Below are 16,712 nucleotides of genomic sequence, written 5' to 3'. Positions count from 1 at the left end.
TACAATGCTCAAGGATAATAATTTATTATATTAATATGAGGGTGAAAAATGAAGAAAATAATGACAATAGTCGCACTGGTACTCTTTGTTATGGTAAGTATGCCAACTATTGCAACTGCAGGTACGACTAAAGGCCAAAAACTTTTTAAGAAAAAGTTTCGTAAAAAATGTAGATTTTCAGGTGTACGTTTCGCCAGAAATCATACACAAGCAGAATGGGAAGAGATCTATGATAATGGAAAATTCCCAGAAGAGGCAAAAAAAATCTGTCCACGATTAAAACTTGATAAGATCAAACCATCATGGTGGGAACATGTTTATGAGTTTTCTGTCAAGTATGCAAAAGATGGCGTAGTACCTAAGTGTTAAAATAAACTTATCTATACTATAAGTGTAACTTCTTGAAGCAGTTTTTTCTTTTCTGCTTCTCTTTTTCTCTTTTTATTCACAATCTGTACACAATTCCATGCTATCATCTCTTATCTTAAAATTAAAAGGATGTTAAATGACTAAAATGACTAAAATTGCAGTTTCTGCTTTACTTGGACTTGCTGTACTTTCAACTACTGCTTCTGCAGATGTTAAAAAGGGGCAAAAGCTTTATATGAAGAAAATGAAAGGTTCATGTGGTTTCTCTGGTGCAAAATTTGCAGCAAAACATACACAAGATGAGTGGAAAGAAATTCAGGGTGCAGGAAAATTTGCTGAAGAAGCAGCAAAACTTTGTCCAGGACTTAAATTAAAAGAGAAATATGTACCACACGTATATGATTTCGCACATGAGTATGCATCTGATTCAGGTAACGTACCAAGCTGTTAAGTTGTAATTTAATACTATATTAAGTTAGACGATACTATTATAACCACTTCATTAGAGGGATTGATGATAAACTTAGTTTATCATCAATAGAGTCAATTATATTAAAAGGAATTAAAATGAAAAAAATCGCAATCGCAATGTTATTCGCTGGATCTACACTACTTATGGCTGATGGTGCAGCTGCTTACGCTAAATGTGCTGGATGTCATGGTGCAAACGGTGAAAAAGCTGCTCTAGGTAAATCAGCTATTATTACTGGTCAAGATGCTGCGAAAACTGTTGAGCAACTTAATGGTTATAAAGCAGGTACACTTAATGCACACGGAATGGGTGCACTTATGAAAGGTCAAGTAGCTACTATGGATGACGCTGCTATCAAAGCAGTTTCAGATCATATCGCTGCAATGAAGTAAAACTTCTTTTCAAAAGCCTTTTGGCTTTTGAAAACTCTCTCTTTTTTAAATTTCATCAATATTCATTATAGTTTTACATACTTCCACGTTTACCCGCTTCACATTTCATTGTTGAGACCTCTTTTTTAGGTATCATTTTCGTATTGTCACTTGAACATTTAGTACTTAGTCTACCTGTCTCTAAAACACGTACACAGTTGTAAAGTTCTTTGGTGGATGTGGCTTTGAGTACACAGTCTCGTCGGTTGTCATCTTCTTTTAGCTGCTTTAATATATTCATCTTTTTCTTGACCAGTACGGCAGAACCGTCTACCATACTTGCACCGCATTTTCCAGGTCCACATTTCATTCCATCTTCTGTAAGGGATTCTTTATCCTCTTTTTGACTGCATCCGGAGAGTAAAAGGACTGCGAAGAGTATAGAAGTTAGATAGGTTAATTTCAAGAGATATCCTTTTGTAATTGTTTTTTCTCATACATTTCATAAAAGATAGGAATAAGTAACAAGCTAAGTACTGCAGAGCTTACTACTCCACCTATCATCGGTGCTGCTATACGTTGCATTACTTCAGAACCTACACCATGGGTATACATGATGGGTAAAAGTCCAGCCAAGATGGCAAAGACGGTCATAAGTTTAGGACGAACTCTTTGTACAGCACCTTCGTAAATAGCATCATTCAAATGTTTGAGATCAAACTTCTCACCCATTTTTTCACGCATCTCCTCTACACTCTCTTGCAGGTAGACTATCATCACGATGGCGGTCTCTGCAGCAACACCCAAAAGAGCTAAAAATCCTACAATAACAGCAATACTCATATTAAACTGTAGCATATCGATGTAGATAAGTCCACCCAGCAGAGCAAAAGGGAGCGTAAAGAATACGATGAGGGTTGGAGCCATTTGTCCTAGCGCGAAGTAGATAAGTACTAAAATAACCAAAAGAACCGTAGGGATGATCCATTTGATCTTCTCCATTGCAGACGCTAAGTACTCAGACTGTCCTGCCCACTCTATGTAGTATCCGGAAGGTAATTGTAGATCTTTAAGTACTTTTATGGCTTCTTCTTTGTAGCTGGTAGGACTCATGCCTACTTGTGGTGTAATATAGATAAAAGTAACAGGTGTTGCCATCTCACTTTTGATGACTGAAGCACTCTCACGGTATTGTACTTTGGCAAAGGTGGATAGGGGTACAAACCCCAGAGGGGTTTTAACCTGTATGTTTCGTATGTCATCAAGGTTACGTCGCTCTTCTTCTTCAAAACGAAGTGCTATGGGGTAACGCTCCAAGCCTTTATACATCGTTGTGATCTTCTTCCCACCTATGGCAGTAGCTGTATATTCCTGAATAATGTATTTTGAAATGTTGTAACGCTGCAGGGCTTGGGTATCTATATCAATGTCAATGAAAAAACCTGCACTGGCCTGGTCAGAAAATACAGACTGTGTACTTTTAAGATCACGCAGTTTACTCTCTATCTTTTGTGCTGCTTCTTGAAGACCTTCAGCATCTTTCCCATAGAGTTTAATGCCTATAGGGGTACGGATACCGGAGAGCAACATATCGATACGTCCACGGATAGGGTAGGTCCATGAGTTTACAAGTCCCGGAACCTGTAGTGCTTTTTCCATCTCTGCCATGAGCTTTTCATGTGTCATACCTTCTCTCCACTCACTTTTTGGCTTAAAAGTGATGATGGTCTCTATCATTCCAAGAGGAGCAGGGTCAGTCGCAGAATTGGCACGACCACCTTTACCAAAGACGGTAGCTACTTCGGGAAAGCTTTTGATGATCTTATCGGTTTTTTGCGTTAAAACTTTACTTTGGTCTACAGAGATACCATAAGGTGTGACGGGCATATACATAAAACTCTGTTCATTAAGCATAGGCATGAACTCCCAGTTGAGTTTTTGGTAGAGAGGTACCATAAAAGCGAGTACGCCAATGGCAAGCAGTATGACTAAATATTTGAGTTTTAATCCATAAATCAAAATAGGATGATAGAGCCAGATAAAGAAACGATTTAGTGGATTTTTGGATTCGGGGATGATCTTGCCTCTTACAAAATATATCATAAGTACTGGTACCAATGTAACAGCCAGAAGTGCTCCTGCTGTCATGGCAAAGGTTTTAGTGAATGCCAAAGGAGTAAAGAGAAGTCCTTCCTGCCCTGAGAGTGCAAAGATAGGTAAGAAGGAGACAACTACCAAAGCCAGTGCAAAAAAGATAGGACGACCCACCACTTGTGATGCTTTGACGATACTGGCAATACGTTCATGATCTGTGAGTGATCTACTATATTTGTTCTCTAATTTATGTATGGCTTTGTGTGCATTTTCTATCATGACGATGGAGGCATCTACCATGGCACCTATGGCAATGGCTATCCCTCCGAGACTCATGATGTTTGAACCTATACCAAAGAGTTTCATCAGTAAAAAAGTCAAACCGATAGTAAGAGGTAAAACAATAAGTACAATGAGTGAAGAGCGTAAATGCAGCAAAAAAAGCCCGATGATGATAACGACGATAATACTCTCTTCGATCAATGTGGTTTTGAGTGTATCTATGGCTTTAGTAATAAGATCTGAACGATCATAGGTCGTAATGACATCTACCCCTTCTACTTTGAGTTCTGCCATCTTTGCATTGATACGCTCAAGTGCACCATAGACATCTTCACCATAGCGTACCATGACGATACCACCGACAACTTCTCCTTCACCATTGAGGTCAGCCATACCTCTTCTTGCAGCAGGTATCATTTCTACACGACCGACTTGGGAAAGTGTAAGTGGTACACCGTCTTTGGTGGTGACTACAAGCTGGCGTATTTCATCTAAGTCTTTGATGTATCCTTTGGCTTGCACCATCCACTCATACCCGTTTTGTATGACGATACGACCACCTGTATCGTTGTTATTGTCTTTGAGTGTTTTAGAGATATCGTTAATGGAGAGGTTGTACTGTACCAGAGCATCATTGTTGACCGTGATCTGATAGGTAGGTACAAACCCGCCGATACTTGCAACGTCACTCACCCCATCTACACCCATCAGTGCATATTTGTAGTAATAGTCCTGCAGGGTACGCAGTTCATCTAAAGTTTTAGTTTGAGATGTCAGGGCATACTCATACACCCAACCCACACCGGAGGCATCCGGACCAAGAGAAACTTCCATGTTACCGGGAAGTTGACTTTGGATGGAAGCGAGTTGTTCAAGTACACGGGAACGTGCCCAGTAAAGGTCAGTCTCTTCTTTAAAGATGATATAGATAAGTGCATTTTCATAGGTTGAAAATCCACGTACCGTCTCGATATTTGAGATAGCAAGAAATTGTGAAACCAGTGGATAGGTTCCCTGATCTTCTATGATCTCAGGACTTTGTCCTTTCCATGTCACTTGTACGATAACTTGGGGAGGGGAGAGGTCAGGCAGGGCATCCAGAGGGGTATTTTTCATAGACCAGATGGACCCGAGGATGATAAAGAGGGTTGCCATCAAGACTAAAAAACGGTTTTTTACACTGAATGCTATGAGTTTTTCAATCATATTATAATTCCTTACCTAATGCAACAAGTTGCATGAGCTCTCTGCTGAAGAGAACACAGCGTTAGCGTAGTTTTTTGGACTTGGTTCAAAAAGCGTTTTATTAATGATAAGGCTATGAGTTTCTCTATCATTAATAAATCCCATTTATTTGTGCATCTGAATCCATCATAAAGAGAGCATTATTGACAACAGTATCATTCTCTTTAAGTCCTTTGATGACAATATAATACATAGTGTCAAGCGGCTTTAACTCTATGGCTACAGGTTCATACTCACCTTTAAACTCTGTTGCAAGAAAAGCATACCAAGTACCATTTTTACGTATGGCTGCAGTACGTGGTATGACAAGGTGTGAAGCACTGTCTGCTGAAGCATGTACTTTTGCATACATACCTGGTTTTAAGAGACCTTCGCTGTTGTCTATGTCTAAACGCAAAGTAGCTGTAGCAACTTTTGGATCAAGCATTGGATAGAGCAGGCTTTTTGTAGCGTTAAAATCTTTCTGTAACCCTTTGAGTTTTACTATAAAGTGCTGAAGTTGACTCATCCCCTCTAACTCATTTTGAAAGAGTTTTGCCTCAAGCCAGACTTTATCAAGATTGATGATTTGAAAGAGTTTTTTTTGTGGATTAAAGGCAGAACCCTGGTTAATATTTTTTTGAAAGATCCACCCTGATATAGGAGCATAAATGGTAGTAAACTCATTTACCCGCCGTACATTTCTCACGTAATTTATCTCCTCTTTACTTACTCCTAAAAGTCTGAGTTTTGCTTTTGCGCTTTTGAGCATACCTGGAGCAGGGCGTTTGGCATTAAAGTTGAGGGAGTTTAGATAATCCTGTTTTGCTTTATAGACCTCTGGAGAATATACAGTAGCTAAAGCTTCGCCTTTTTCTACCTTCTTGTAGAGAGTATCAGCAAACAGTTTTTCTACATAACCGGAAAACCATGCAACAACATCCACTTTACGTGAGTCTTGAGCTACAATATAACCGTAGTTCACCTGTTCTTTAGCCGTAGAAAGACGCTCCACTTTGACAGTTCTGACATTAAAAAGTTGTTCAATGGTGAGTTTGCTTTGTGCTGTATCTCTTTTTTTTATTTCTTGAGTATACTCTTTTTTCAGAATCTTTTTTTCAACAACTTCTTTTTTGGGAATATCTTTTTTAACTACACTTTTTCCTGTGCCGCATTTCCCTGCTTCACATTTCATCTCTGCCTGAAGAGATACAGTAAATGTTAAAAGTAAGATGATGATGTATCTATGCATTATATCACTCCTGTAAGTGCTTTGAGTTTGGCTTTTGTGCGTAGGTATTCTGCTTTGATAGCGATACTTTCCTCTTCCAACGCAAGTTTTTGTTCAAGTATATTGGTATAGGTAAAAAGATCAGCACCTTCTTCAATAGCAGATGAACTCAGCTCAAGCAAATGTTTGAGTTGAGGGAGACTTTTTGCTTGTATAATGTGATAGATGCGGTATGCCTCTTTGAGTTTCGCATAATTCGCACGGATCTCACTCTCTAAGAATGCCTTGTAGTCCAAAGACGCACTTAGACTGGAGAGAGCTTCTTTTCTGGCTATCTCTGAGTTGAGTTCTTCTGTATCGTAAAGTGGCAGAGAAAAACCTACTGTAACAGAGGCATAGTCATTATATGCTTGACGATTAAAATAGCCTACTTTGACATAAGGATCGGGATGTGTCTCTAGATCTAAAAGTGCCTTATTCGCATCGGCTACTCTGTTTTGGGAAAGTTTCATATGATAGGTAGGATTATGTGAAATTTTATTAAGGTATCGTTTTAGAGATCCTGGTTTTTGGATACTTAGAGTGTCACTGACCTTTGTTATGTTTCTTTGTATCAAATAACAGAGTTTCTCTTCTTGAGATTTGAGTAGTGATCTATAGCGCTCAGAGCGTATCTCTATTTTAGAAAGTGAAAGCTCTGCAGTGATGCTGTCTGCATGGCTCATACTATCGGTAGCAATGGTATCTGTATAGAGTTTAATATTTTGTCTGGCAAGCTGACTGTATCTGTGCAAGATAGCAATACGAGCCTCAAGCTCTTTAATGGTGTAGGCTGTTGTTCTTATCTGAAGTGCGAGTTGAACACGTGCTGCTTCATAGGAATCCAAGACAACATGTTTCTGTTCCTGCGCATACGTTTTTCTTGCAGCAAGTTTCCCAAACCAGGGAAACTTTTGTTGATAGTTTACCGCATTGTATTGCATCGGCTCCAATGATCGGTTGGTAGGATCCTCAAACTGGATATCATTGATAGTAAATGAAAGATCTGGGTTTGCCCACTGTTGACTCTTCTCTATACGTTCATCCATCGCAGAGAGACGATGCTGTATGGTTTTGAGTGAAGGGTGTTTCTTGAGTGATTGTTGTATCAGTTGGTTGATACTTTGTGCTTGGAGCAGGCTCAAAGTAAATAAGATGGCGAAAAAAATACGCATGTTATGTCCTCTTACTGTAAAGTAATGTTATTTTAGTAAATTGATGTGTAAAGTGTGTGTAGGTCAATTCTAGTTCTATATCTCTCAATATGTAACGAGTTAAAATATATATAAGTCAGTCTAGTATATTAGGAATTAAATCCTTAAAAAGCAAAGGGATATTATTATTTAAGGTTTGAGCTAAAATATTCAATACTTAAATGAGAAAGTGAGCAAATACGGGACATAGATTTTTGCTTTAAGGTTAGAGAAATCCTGTTTAAACTTAAAGTGCCTTGTTTACGAGGTTTGGTGGTTTACATAATGGGGATTCTTTAAAAATGAAAACCTTATAAAGTTATATATTTGAGCCACTTGCAAATTAAACATCTCAAAGTGGCTAATTCCCCATAATCCATAATCAACTATTGAGCCCTAATGAAAAAAGTCGTCTATGAGATTATTTACAACTAAAAAGCTAAAAACTGCTAAAAAACCTATTTTGACTACGTGCTTTATGGTTTGAGTTTAGGAAGATGGTGTTTTGACTCTGCTATTTAGACAAAGCTAAGTAACAAGCTTCAAAGACTGAGTGATGCAGACAGACAACACTGCAAAGGCTAACACCGAAGCTACCTTCTGGGCTCCCTGATAATAGATCTTACTGCATCCATAGCTGTCTTTCAAATAAGCATTGACTCTTTCAACACTGCTTCGTTGGTTGTAGTGCAGATCATCTGAATCATTATAGAGTTTAAGTGAGCTTAATATCTTTTTTTCACTTTTACTTAAAGCTATTTTCTCTTTCAGCTTTTTTGAATTCTTGGGATTAATATCAATAATGGGTCTGTGATTTTGTTTTGTAGAATAATTCCTTATGATACTGGTGTCATAGGCTGCATCAGCCAGATCATACAAATAGTTTACTTTTTCACTACTCTGTTTAATGAGTGGTAATGCCAATGAACTATCATGTACAGATGCTGAGGAATAGATAGCTGTGATAGGAATATCTCCATCTACTACTGAGAGATGAAGTTTACCTCCTGTCCATTTGTGTCGGTTTCCTTTTGAATTTTGCTTGATACTGGTATTACACTCTGTTCCTATGAGAGATAACATCTCTTCTACTTCAGTCATTTTCTCCTGCTGTTGTAAAATGCTTGGTTTTTTAGGAGGAAGTTCTTCACCTTTCTTTGGACGTCCCTGTCTTCGTTTAGGCTTGATTTCTTTTTTACTCTTCACAGACTTTTGTCTAAGTTCTATGGCTGTGGAATCGATACTGCTATAAAAGAAAAGTGTCTCACTCAAATAATTCGCTATAAAAACATCATGGGCTTTGTTTGCAATACATTGTTGACTAAATTCTTTAAAGACCCGGCTGAATTTAGATTCACTGGGAATCTTATTCTTATCTCTCCATCCGCATATGACTCTTAATGTTCTATCAATTTTTAATCTGTCTATTAAGGCACTTGTAGTCTGGAAATTATAGACTTGTTTAGCAACAAAGGCACGTGCCATCTCTTCTCTGTCTTTAGGTGGATTGGTAATTTGTACAGTAGAGACAAACCTTTCTATTTCTGCAAAGTCAAGGATCTTTATCAGCTTTTCCTCTTTAGGACTTAACAACCCTATAGACTCTTGTAGTTTGGGAAAAAGACTCTGCTCTAAATTAATGACTTTAAGCCACATTTTTGAAAGTGAAGGTATAATTTTTTTCATAAGCTGACTCTTTTTTTTGTTAGATTTTTGTGGTAAAAAATTATAACCTTTTGAAATCAGAATCAGCTTTTTTTCTGCGTTATACTCTTAATAATCAAACTTTTGTTGGAATCTGCAAGTGGCTCTATTTTATAAGGTTTTTAGTAAATAACGGTAGTCTCATTAATTTTTATTCTGCCTGTCCCCATTTTTGCCAGAGGAAGAAGTTATTGAAACTTCTTATCCTTTATATCCTATGAATCCTGTCAATATTCTTCTTTCCCTCTGTGCCTCTGCGGTTCCTAAGAACTCTTCAAAACTCCCAACAAATAATCGATATCTTTTTCTGTATGATTGGCGGAAACCTGAAACCTGATCTCCTCATCACCCTTTGGAACCACGGGAAAGTTAAGGCCTGTGGCGAGAATGCCATTCTCAAAAAGATGCTTCACAAGTCTGGAAGTCTTTTCGGTGTCCCTTATCATAAGAGGCACAATGGGATGCTCTCCGGGGATGGTTTCATAACCGAGATCCTTTAGACCCTCTTCAAGCCTCCGGGTGAGTGTGCGAAGCTTTTCCAGTAACTTCAGCCCCCGGGGGCTGTCGAGGATATCAAGAGACTTAATGGCCGCTGCTGCTTCAGAGGGAGTAATGGGATTGGAATAGATGTAAAAGGGGGCCGTCTCTCTCAGGTAATTAATGACGGTTTCACTGGAAACCACATAGCCGCCATTGACGCCGAGGGCCTTTCCGAGGGTTGCAATGTGGATATCGACTTTTGCACTGGTAACTTCCTCTATTCCCCGACCGGTTTTACCGAAGGCTCCGACACCGTGTGAGTCATCGACAACAGTAATGATCCCTTCTTCAAACTTTTCTTCATGTTTTTTGCAGATCCCAATGATCTCATCAAGGGGCGCATGGTCTCCCCGCATGCTGAAGATACCGTCGGTAACGACAATCATCCGTCTGCATTTACCGGAGTATCGCTTGATGGCAGCTTCAAGATCTTCCATATCAAGGTGCCTGTATACCGCTTTTTCAGCGGGGCGTGCCAGCCGGATAGCGTTGATGATACAGTTGTGGTTCAGTTCATCACTGATGACAACCGTTTCTTCCGTAATAAGCTGTGGGAGGACGCCCATAACGGCAGAATAGGCGGCGCTGAAAATCATTGCCGTTTCTCTGCCGTGGAAGGCGGCCAGTTTCTTTTCGAGTGTCACATGAGGCTCAAAGGTGCCGCTGATAAAACGAACGGCACCCGGCCCGGTACCGAATTGATGTGATGCCTCCTCTTCCGCTTGAATGACATCTTTCTCTATTGATAAGCCTAGGTAGCTGTTGGAATTCATCTGCAGGAAGGGCTTATCTCCTTCCCCGGCAAGGTAAATCCTCGGTCCGAAACCACCTTCGGCTCCCTTGATCCCGGTGATGATCTTTTCATGCCGTTTGCTGATGCCCTTTGAATCTATTACTTCAAGCTGTTGCATTAAAGGAATTTCAAGCTTTTCAAGTGACATTGGATACCTCCTTTAATTTGCCCAGATATGGATGCCTCTCGCAAAGGCGTTTATGCCCTGTGGGTGCCAAGAGTGCAAAGAATTATTTGACAGGGTTACAGAATTTTCAGGATTTTTTTCAGTGTCATTCTGTGTTCATCTGTGGCTAAAATTTTTTACTCATCACTCATACTCATCACGATTTTCTCTCTCAACTTTTCAATCATATCCTTCGTCATCGATTCAATATCATATTCCGGCTGCCAGCCCCATTCGGCTCTTGCTGCACTGTCATCCATTTTATGAGGCCAGCTGTCGGCGATTGCCTGCCTTAGGGGGTCGACTTCGTAGGTCATGCTGAAACCGGGTAGCTCTTTTTTAATTGAAGCATATAATTGGTCCGGTGTAAAACTCATGGCCGTTATATTATAGGCATTACGGTGGGTTAGAAACCTCGCATCCGCTTCCATCAGCTCAATGGCCGCCCGAATGGCATCGGGCATATACATCATGTCCAGACGAGTTCCTTCTTTCAGAAAGCATCGGTACGGTTCATTTTTTACGGCAGCATAGAAGATTTCAACGGCATAATCGGTTGTTCCTCCGCCTGGCAGCGTTTTATAGGAGATCAAGCCGGGGAAGCGAACTCCGCGGGCATCAACATTATACTTTTTAAAGTAATAGTCGCAAAGCAGTTCACCAGCTACTTTTGTAATACCGTAAAGCGTATTGGGACGCTGGACTATCACCTGAGGGGTGTTGTCCGGTGGTGTGGATGGCCCGAAGGCCCCGATGGAGCTAGGGAAAAAGAGAGCGCAGTGATGGTGGCGGGCAACTTCGAGAACTGTCTGGAGCCCGTTCATATTGATATGCCAGGCAAGTTGGGGATTCTCTTCCGCTTTTGCCGAAAGAAGCGCTGCAAGATGATAGATGGTATCAATTCTGTATTTTTTTACAAGCACTGAGATGGATTCGGTATCTGTCGTTTCAATGGTCGCATAGGGGCCAGAATCAATAAATTCATCTTCCGGCTTTTGACGGTGTCCCGCAGCAACGACATTGTCACTGCCATATTTATCTCTGAGAACAGGGACGAGCTCAGAGCCAATCTGACCTGTTGCACCGGTGACTAATATCCTTTTCATCTTTTATCCTGTTGAATAATAATATTTTTTTGTCTTACCAACTTGGGAGGACTAAACTACCCTTTTTTAATATACTATATTTTTTTCATCAATTCCTTAAAACAAAAAAGCGGGCAGGATATGGACTCTTGTGCTGCATTGTACATCCAAAAAACAGAATCTTTAAGTGGAAGCTGATAGAATAATGAATAATGGGACAGGCTACTTTTCCACTCTTTTATCACCTTTTCTCGTCCTTCCACGCTGATTCGAGTCCCGAGGACTCAATCATATTGTCTAACCACACCGTAATTTATAAAGCAATTCAAGCTTACATCTTCTATGCAGAAGTTGAGGGATAAGTTCGGTATCGATATTATTAAGAGTGCTGGAGAGTTGTGATCTTTATTAGAAAGGCTTACCGCATCAATATATTAGTCATCCAATAATTGAATAAGTACATTTGTTTTTTTAAGACGCATAGTCCTACGCCATTGAAAAATAAGCCATATTACTATACTCAACACTACTGCAACTATGATCTCCCATTTGAAAAACTGTTCAAGATCCAATTCTGTCATGACTGTCAAGTAAACTATGCTACCAATAAGAATAAGAGTGATAATCCATCGAAAAGTTGATCTCATACTAGGCACTCTCCTTCTTTTTAGATCTGTAATTTAAAAATTATAACGTGATATTTCAAGATTCTAGCATTGTTTATGATTAAAAAAGAAGCGATAAGTAAAAAAATCATATAAAAAACAAGGAAGATTTATATGAAAAAGTTGCTTTTCTAAGGAGTTTACAATTGCTGAGAGCAAACAAGGAGTTTACAATTTTGGACAAGGAGTAAAATAAGCTCTCAACATCATTCTGAAAGATTCTCTCTTTCTTATGAGTATTATAAACCCTCAGAGTAAATCATTGGAAAATAGATGATTAATGAATAAATAATATCTTAAAAGAATAATGATTATAGACATGAATCTATTCATGGAGTACTGATGAACAATACTATATATAGTGTTGATATTGACTTGTAGTGAGGACAATGATCTACTTAAATAGATCATTGTCAAGACATTTTGAAAACCTTATAAATTTATATATTTTATAAGGTTTTGCAAATAAGATATTTACTTCCTTTTCTATGAGAAACCAGTTGAATCTAATCCAATTTATTTAGTGTTTTCTATACGCTCAATAACTGGAGGAACCCATGAACCATCCAAAATAGCTTCTTTCCCCCAATAGGCACGAATATACAAGGAGAACATTCCTTCTGGAGCAGGAAGCCAGTTTGAGTCCATTCCATTACCCGGAGGGTTTGCACCTGCATAATTACTATAAAATAGCCTAAAATGTAATAATTGAGGGGTTCAATAATATTAATAATCACTTTTAACACATTCCATATCAGTCATTTGAGGGCATAGAGATTGTATAGGTGCGAAAATAGAGATGCTTTTGTATACTATCTATGGCCAAGAAAGATCTTTAAGTCCCTCTTTTGAAGATAATTATCCAAGAGCAACTCCCTGATATTTTTCTAAATCTACTTAAGTAGACCAATTTTACTAAGTACAGTCTTTGCCAGCGATCTTAGTGGCCAAATGATTTCTCTATAAAAGAAAGAGATTATCCGACTTTTCATTGGAATTCGCCAGCCAAGACCTTCTTCAATTGTATATAGACATGGGTTACATATTCCACAGGGTTTCATATTTTTTGTCGGATTGTGGCAAAACCATGTCATACCCATTATCTTTTTCCAACCCTGCTCATCTGCAAGTTCAGACATCTGGATCTTACTCAGATTGAATATTGGAAAAGAAAAATATTGAAAAAGTACATATTCATTCATATCTTTAAATTTTTGATCAATGTGGAAAACAGTTTGGAAGCCTCTATTGCTCTCAGAAACAATCTGCTCAATTACAAAGTGTGCTTTGTCGTCGTGATGTATACACAGCTGTATATCAGTGATTCCCTTCTCCTTGCAAAATCGAGGAAGAAATTCATATTGAATGCCCATAAATTTTTCTTTACGGAGAGACTGATACGCTTCTGTTATTTCGGAATCCGGGGAAATATCTTTCACTAAGAAATACTGGGTAGGCTGAAGGAGTTCACGGGTATATGGATATTCTTTCAAGAGGCGATCTCTAATAAGCTTCATTGTTAGAATCTCCATATCAGCTGATCGGCGATTTGCGTTAGTCAGATAGAATGGAGTGACCGAACGCCGATGAATAATCAATAACCGTAAAAGTTGAAAGGTAGAATCCCAACCTCCTGTCCATAGCAGTTTAACATTTTCATCCTCTGAGAGTATTTCTTTCATAAAAGTCTCCTTGGAGTATTTGTGTTTAACTATATAAACTAAAACTATTTTCGATTATAAATGCTTAGTTCAGTGACAAGCACGACAGTAATAAAGTCTACTCTTCCTTTAATTAGAAGGGGCTTATTATCTATTTTTTAATCCAACACTCAAAATCCAAAATGACTCTTGTATGTATAATACTGCAAACCTTATAATCTAACATATTTTATAATGTTTATCGTTGTAGCGATACCTTTTGACTATATTTAAGAGAGTGAAAAAAGAAAACCTTATAAAACCAACCATATTGGCATGTTTTATAAGGAAACATTGCTAGTCGATTAACATATTTCCTTAGACTGTCAAAAAATATTGAATCTGTGTTGCTCATAACCCGAAGGTCAGTATAGTAGATATTTGCACAGTTTAACAATAACCTAAAGTTCCAACCTTCTAAGCCTCAAAGCGTTTGTTATAACAGAAACAGAAGAAAAACTCATTGCTGCTGCAGCAATGACAGGGGAGAGTAAGATGCCAAAGACAGGGTAGAGTACACCGGCTGCGATAGGTACACCTATAGCGTTATAGATAAATGCAAAGAAGAGGTTTTGACGTATGTTACTCATAGTGGCATGGCTTAGTTTAATGGCTCTGACTATGCCCAGAAGGTCACCTTTTATCAACGTTACTCCTGCACTTTCCATAGCCACATCCGTACCTGTACCCATAGCGATACCTACATGGGCTCTTGCTAAAGCAGGTGCATCGTTAATGCCGTCTCCTGCCATGGCAACATGGTGTCCCTGTGCCTGAAGGGATTCTACTACTTTTGACTTTTCCTCAGGGGAGACTTCGGCTTGTACCTGGTCTATGTTGAGTTTTTTAGCCACTGCCTGAGCGGTTGTTTCATTGTCTCCTGTAAGCATCACTATCTTGATACCTTGTTCATGGAGTTGTGCTATAGCCTCTGGGGTAGAATCTTTAATAGGATCTGTTACACCGACTACACCGGCTGCTTTTCCATCTAGAGCTATAAGCATGACGGTTTGTCCCTCTTGCCTGTATTGTTCCGCTATGTCGGGTAGGTCATAGGCTTCTACACCTAGACTTTCCAATAATTTTACATTTCCTATAGCCACTTCAACGCCATCTACAACACCTGTTGCCCCTTGACCTGTGATAGATCTGAAATCGGCTGTTTTACCAAGCTCCAGGTTTCTCTCTTTCGCACCTTCAACGATAGCTTGGGCTAAAGGGTGTTCGCTTGAACGTTCCAGAGTTGCTACTTTCTGAAGAAGCTCGCTCTCATCTATACCTTTTTTTACTTCAACGGTGACTAATTTAGGATGACCTTCTGTTAAAGTACCCGTTTTGTCTACGACCAAAGTATCTACTTTTTCCAGTGTCTCAAGGGCTTCAGCATTTTTAATGAGAACCCCCGCAGCAGCTCCTCTACCTGTACCTACCATGATGGAGACGGGTGTAGCAAGACCCAAGGCACATGGACAAGCGATGATAAGTACAGCAACTGCACTGACAATGGCGTAGGCTAAACGAGGTTCCGGTCCCCATATCCACCATCCTGCAAATGCGAATACTGCTATGATGACCACGATGGGTACAAAATAACTGGCAACTATATCTGCAAGTTTTTGGATAGGAGCGCGTGAACGTTGTGCCTGGGCTACCATATCTACGATCTGTGAAAGCAGTGTATCTGCACCGATCTTCTGGGTTCTCATGAGTAGTGTACCGGTTGTATTGACCGTAGCACCTATGAGTGTGTCACCTTTTCTTTTTGTAACAGCTATAGGCTCACCTGTGACCATGGCTTCGTCAATGTTACTCTCTCCTTCTATGACCACACCATCGACAGGTACCTTTTCTCCCGGACGTATGCGTAAAATATCGCCTACTATCACCTCTTCTAAAGCAATGTCCTCTTCGATTCCATCTTCTCTTACGATACGAGCTGTATTTGGAGCGAGTCCAAGTAACATTTGGATGGCAGAGTTGGTCTGTGATCGGGCACGAAGTTCAAGCACTTGACCCAGTAGAACCAGTGTGATTATCACTGCTGCTGACTCAAAATAGACATCTATCAAACCACTATCCATTTGCATGGAGGTGGGAAAAAGTTGAGGGAAGAAGAGAGCTATAACACTATATACCCATGCGACAGATACACCTAGGGCAATAAGGGTGAACATATTGAGATTCCATGTTCTTATAGAGTTCCAACCCCTTACAAAAAATGGCCATCCTCCCCAAAGCACTACAGGTGTAGCAAGAAAAAATGAGATCCACTGTACTGTTTGCATGGAGAGCCATGAAGGAAGCAGGGAAGGCAGTAAGTCTGCTGTCATGGCTAAAATAAACAGAGGGATGGAAAGGAGAGCACTTATCCAGAACCTACGGTTCATATAATGTAGCTCTTCATCTTTACTGTCCTCTATCTGTGCCATCATCGGCTCAAGTGCCATCCCACATATAGGGCAGGTGCCCGGTCCTTTTTGTTGTATCTCCGGGTGCATGGGACAGGTGTAGATGGCAGTTGTTTTATCATCAACAGGATGTGTATATGAAGCAGTATGATGATCACAGCCTATAGTACACTGAGCAGAATGCTTATCATCAGGATTTTCGATATAGCTTTGAGGATCTGCTTCAAATTTATCTAAACAATGTTTAGAACAAAAATAATATTTTTCTTCATGATGAGTAGTAAAGTGAGGCGTATCTGATGATACATCCATACCGCAAACAATATCTTTATATGTCGTATCCATCATTGTCCTTTCAAGGCTTTTATTTATGGTA

Annotated in this window: 14 protein-coding genes; 3 read left to right on the top strand and 11 right to left on the bottom strand. The window is 39.5% G+C overall.

Going from position 1 to position 16,712, the window contains the following annotated elements; translation table 11 throughout:
- Window positions 1-48: 48 nt before the first annotated feature.
- From ACLHDG_RS09505 to ACLHDG_RS09495, 3 genes are all read left to right on the top strand, one after another.
- The gene (locus ACLHDG_RS09505; RefSeq protein ID WP_415405992.1) at window positions 49-369 is read left to right on the top strand and encodes a hypothetical protein; all 321 of its coding nucleotides are present in this window, start codon (window positions 49-51) and stop codon (window positions 367-369) included.
- 136 nt (window positions 370-505) lie between these two features.
- Complete coding sequence (locus tag ACLHDG_RS09500) at window positions 506-820, top strand: cytochrome C (protein ID WP_415405991.1); 315 nt, start codon at window positions 506-508, stop codon at window positions 818-820.
- Window positions 821-936: 116 nt separating this feature from the next.
- Window positions 937-1,233 (top strand): c-type cytochrome, encoded by a 297-nt coding sequence (locus ACLHDG_RS09495; protein WP_415405990.1) that lies wholly within the window; start codon window positions 937-939, stop codon window positions 1,231-1,233.
- 73 nt (window positions 1,234-1,306) lie between these two features.
- On the opposite strand, the gene ACLHDG_RS09490 is transcribed toward ACLHDG_RS09495, so the two are convergent.
- From ACLHDG_RS09490 to ACLHDG_RS09440, 11 genes are all read right to left on the bottom strand, one after another.
- Entirely contained in the window at window positions 1,307-1,678 is a 372-nt protein-coding gene (locus ACLHDG_RS09490) for a hypothetical protein (protein ID WP_415405989.1), read from the bottom strand.
- Window positions 1,675-4,794: an efflux RND transporter permease subunit gene (locus tag ACLHDG_RS09485; RefSeq protein ID WP_415405988.1), complete on the bottom strand. Its 3,120-nt coding sequence runs from the start codon at window positions 4,792-4,794 to the stop codon at window positions 1,675-1,677. The genes ACLHDG_RS09490 and ACLHDG_RS09485 overlap by 4 nt, the downstream gene beginning before the upstream one ends.
- 130 nt (window positions 4,795-4,924) lie before the next feature.
- The gene (locus tag ACLHDG_RS09480) at window positions 4,925-6,064 is read right to left on the bottom strand and encodes an efflux RND transporter periplasmic adaptor subunit (protein WP_415405987.1); all 1,140 of its coding nucleotides are present in this window, start codon (window positions 6,062-6,064) and stop codon (window positions 4,925-4,927) included.
- Window positions 6,064-7,257, bottom strand: a complete 1,194-nt coding sequence (locus tag ACLHDG_RS09475; RefSeq protein WP_415405986.1) for a TolC family protein — start codon at window positions 7,255-7,257, stop codon at window positions 6,064-6,066. Before ACLHDG_RS09475 ends, ACLHDG_RS09480 begins: the two co-directional genes overlap by 1 nt.
- Before the next feature lie 546 nt (window positions 7,258-7,803).
- Complete coding sequence (locus ACLHDG_RS09470; RefSeq protein ID WP_415405985.1) at window positions 7,804-8,961, bottom strand: transposase; 1,158 nt, start codon at window positions 8,959-8,961, stop codon at window positions 7,804-7,806.
- A gap of 281 nt (window positions 8,962-9,242) precedes the next feature.
- Window positions 9,243-10,460 carry an aminotransferase class I/II-fold pyridoxal phosphate-dependent enzyme gene (locus ACLHDG_RS09465; protein ID WP_415405984.1) on the bottom strand — a complete coding sequence of 406 codons (1,218 nt, stop codon included), beginning with the start codon at window positions 10,458-10,460 and terminating at the stop codon, window positions 9,243-9,245.
- Between the two features lie 155 nt (window positions 10,461-10,615).
- On the bottom strand, window positions 10,616-11,584 hold the full coding sequence (locus ACLHDG_RS09460) for an L-threonine 3-dehydrogenase (protein ID WP_415405983.1): 969 nt from the start codon (window positions 11,582-11,584) through the stop codon (window positions 10,616-10,618).
- Window positions 11,585-11,997: 413 nt separating this feature from the next.
- Complete coding sequence (locus ACLHDG_RS09455; protein WP_415405982.1) at window positions 11,998-12,210, bottom strand: hypothetical protein; 213 nt, start codon at window positions 12,208-12,210, stop codon at window positions 11,998-12,000.
- Window positions 12,211-12,744: 534 nt separating this feature from the next.
- Window positions 12,745-12,876: a hypothetical protein gene (locus ACLHDG_RS09450; protein ID WP_415405981.1), complete on the bottom strand. Its 132-nt coding sequence runs from the start codon at window positions 12,874-12,876 to the stop codon at window positions 12,745-12,747.
- 245 nt (window positions 12,877-13,121) lie between these two features.
- Entirely contained in the window at window positions 13,122-13,910 is a 789-nt protein-coding gene (locus ACLHDG_RS09445) for a 7-cyano-7-deazaguanine synthase (protein WP_415405980.1), read from the bottom strand.
- Window positions 13,911-14,329: 419 nt separating this feature from the next.
- A complete protein-coding gene (locus ACLHDG_RS09440; protein WP_415405979.1) occupies window positions 14,330-16,681 on the bottom strand; it encodes a heavy metal translocating P-type ATPase in 2,352 nt (783 codons plus the stop codon).
- Between the last annotated feature and the right edge of the window lie 31 nt (window positions 16,682-16,712).

Origin of the sequence: Sulfurovum iocasae (assembly GCF_047716765.1) — a bacterium.
In the GTDB taxonomy this organism is placed as follows: domain Bacteria; phylum Campylobacterota; class Campylobacteria; order Campylobacterales; family Sulfurovaceae; genus Sulfurovum.
Note: the sequence above shows the minus strand (reverse complement) of the source record. Positions and strands in the feature narration are given on the sequence as shown.

Coding starts and splice junctions, on each gene's coding strand:
- ACLHDG_RS09505 (WP_415405992.1), top strand. CDS start 49: ATGAAGAAAATAATGACAATAGTCGCACTGGTACTCTTTGTTATGGTA.
- ACLHDG_RS09500 (WP_415405991.1), top strand. CDS start 506: ATGACTAAAATGACTAAAATTGCAGTTTCTGCTTTACTTGGACTTGCT.
- ACLHDG_RS09495 (WP_415405990.1), top strand. CDS start 937: ATGAAAAAAATCGCAATCGCAATGTTATTCGCTGGATCTACACTACTT.
- ACLHDG_RS09485 (WP_415405988.1), bottom strand. CDS start 4,794: ATGATTGAAAAACTCATAGCATTCAGTGTAAAAAACCGTTTTTTAGTC.
- ACLHDG_RS09480 (WP_415405987.1), bottom strand. CDS start 6,064: ATGCATAGATACATCATCATCTTACTTTTAACATTTACTGTATCTCTT.
- ACLHDG_RS09475 (WP_415405986.1), bottom strand. CDS start 7,257: ATGCGTATTTTTTTCGCCATCTTATTTACTTTGAGCCTGCTCCAAGCA.
- ACLHDG_RS09470 (WP_415405985.1), bottom strand. CDS start 8,961: ATGAAAAAAATTATACCTTCACTTTCAAAAATGTGGCTTAAAGTCATT.
- ACLHDG_RS09465 (WP_415405984.1), bottom strand. CDS start 10,460: ATGTCACTTGAAAAGCTTGAAATTCCTTTAATGCAACAGCTTGAAGTA.
- ACLHDG_RS09460 (WP_415405983.1), bottom strand. CDS start 11,584: ATGAAAAGGATATTAGTCACCGGTGCAACAGGTCAGATTGGCTCTGAG.
- ACLHDG_RS09455 (WP_415405982.1), bottom strand. CDS start 12,210: ATGAGATCAACTTTTCGATGGATTATCACTCTTATTCTTATTGGTAGC.
- ACLHDG_RS09450 (WP_415405981.1), bottom strand. CDS start 12,876: ATGGACTCAAACTGGCTTCCTGCTCCAGAAGGAATGTTCTCCTTGTAT.
- ACLHDG_RS09445 (WP_415405980.1), bottom strand. CDS start 13,910: ATGAAAGAAATACTCTCAGAGGATGAAAATGTTAAACTGCTATGGACA.
- ACLHDG_RS09440 (WP_415405979.1), bottom strand. CDS start 16,681: ATGGATACGACATATAAAGATATTGTTTGCGGTATGGATGTATCATCA.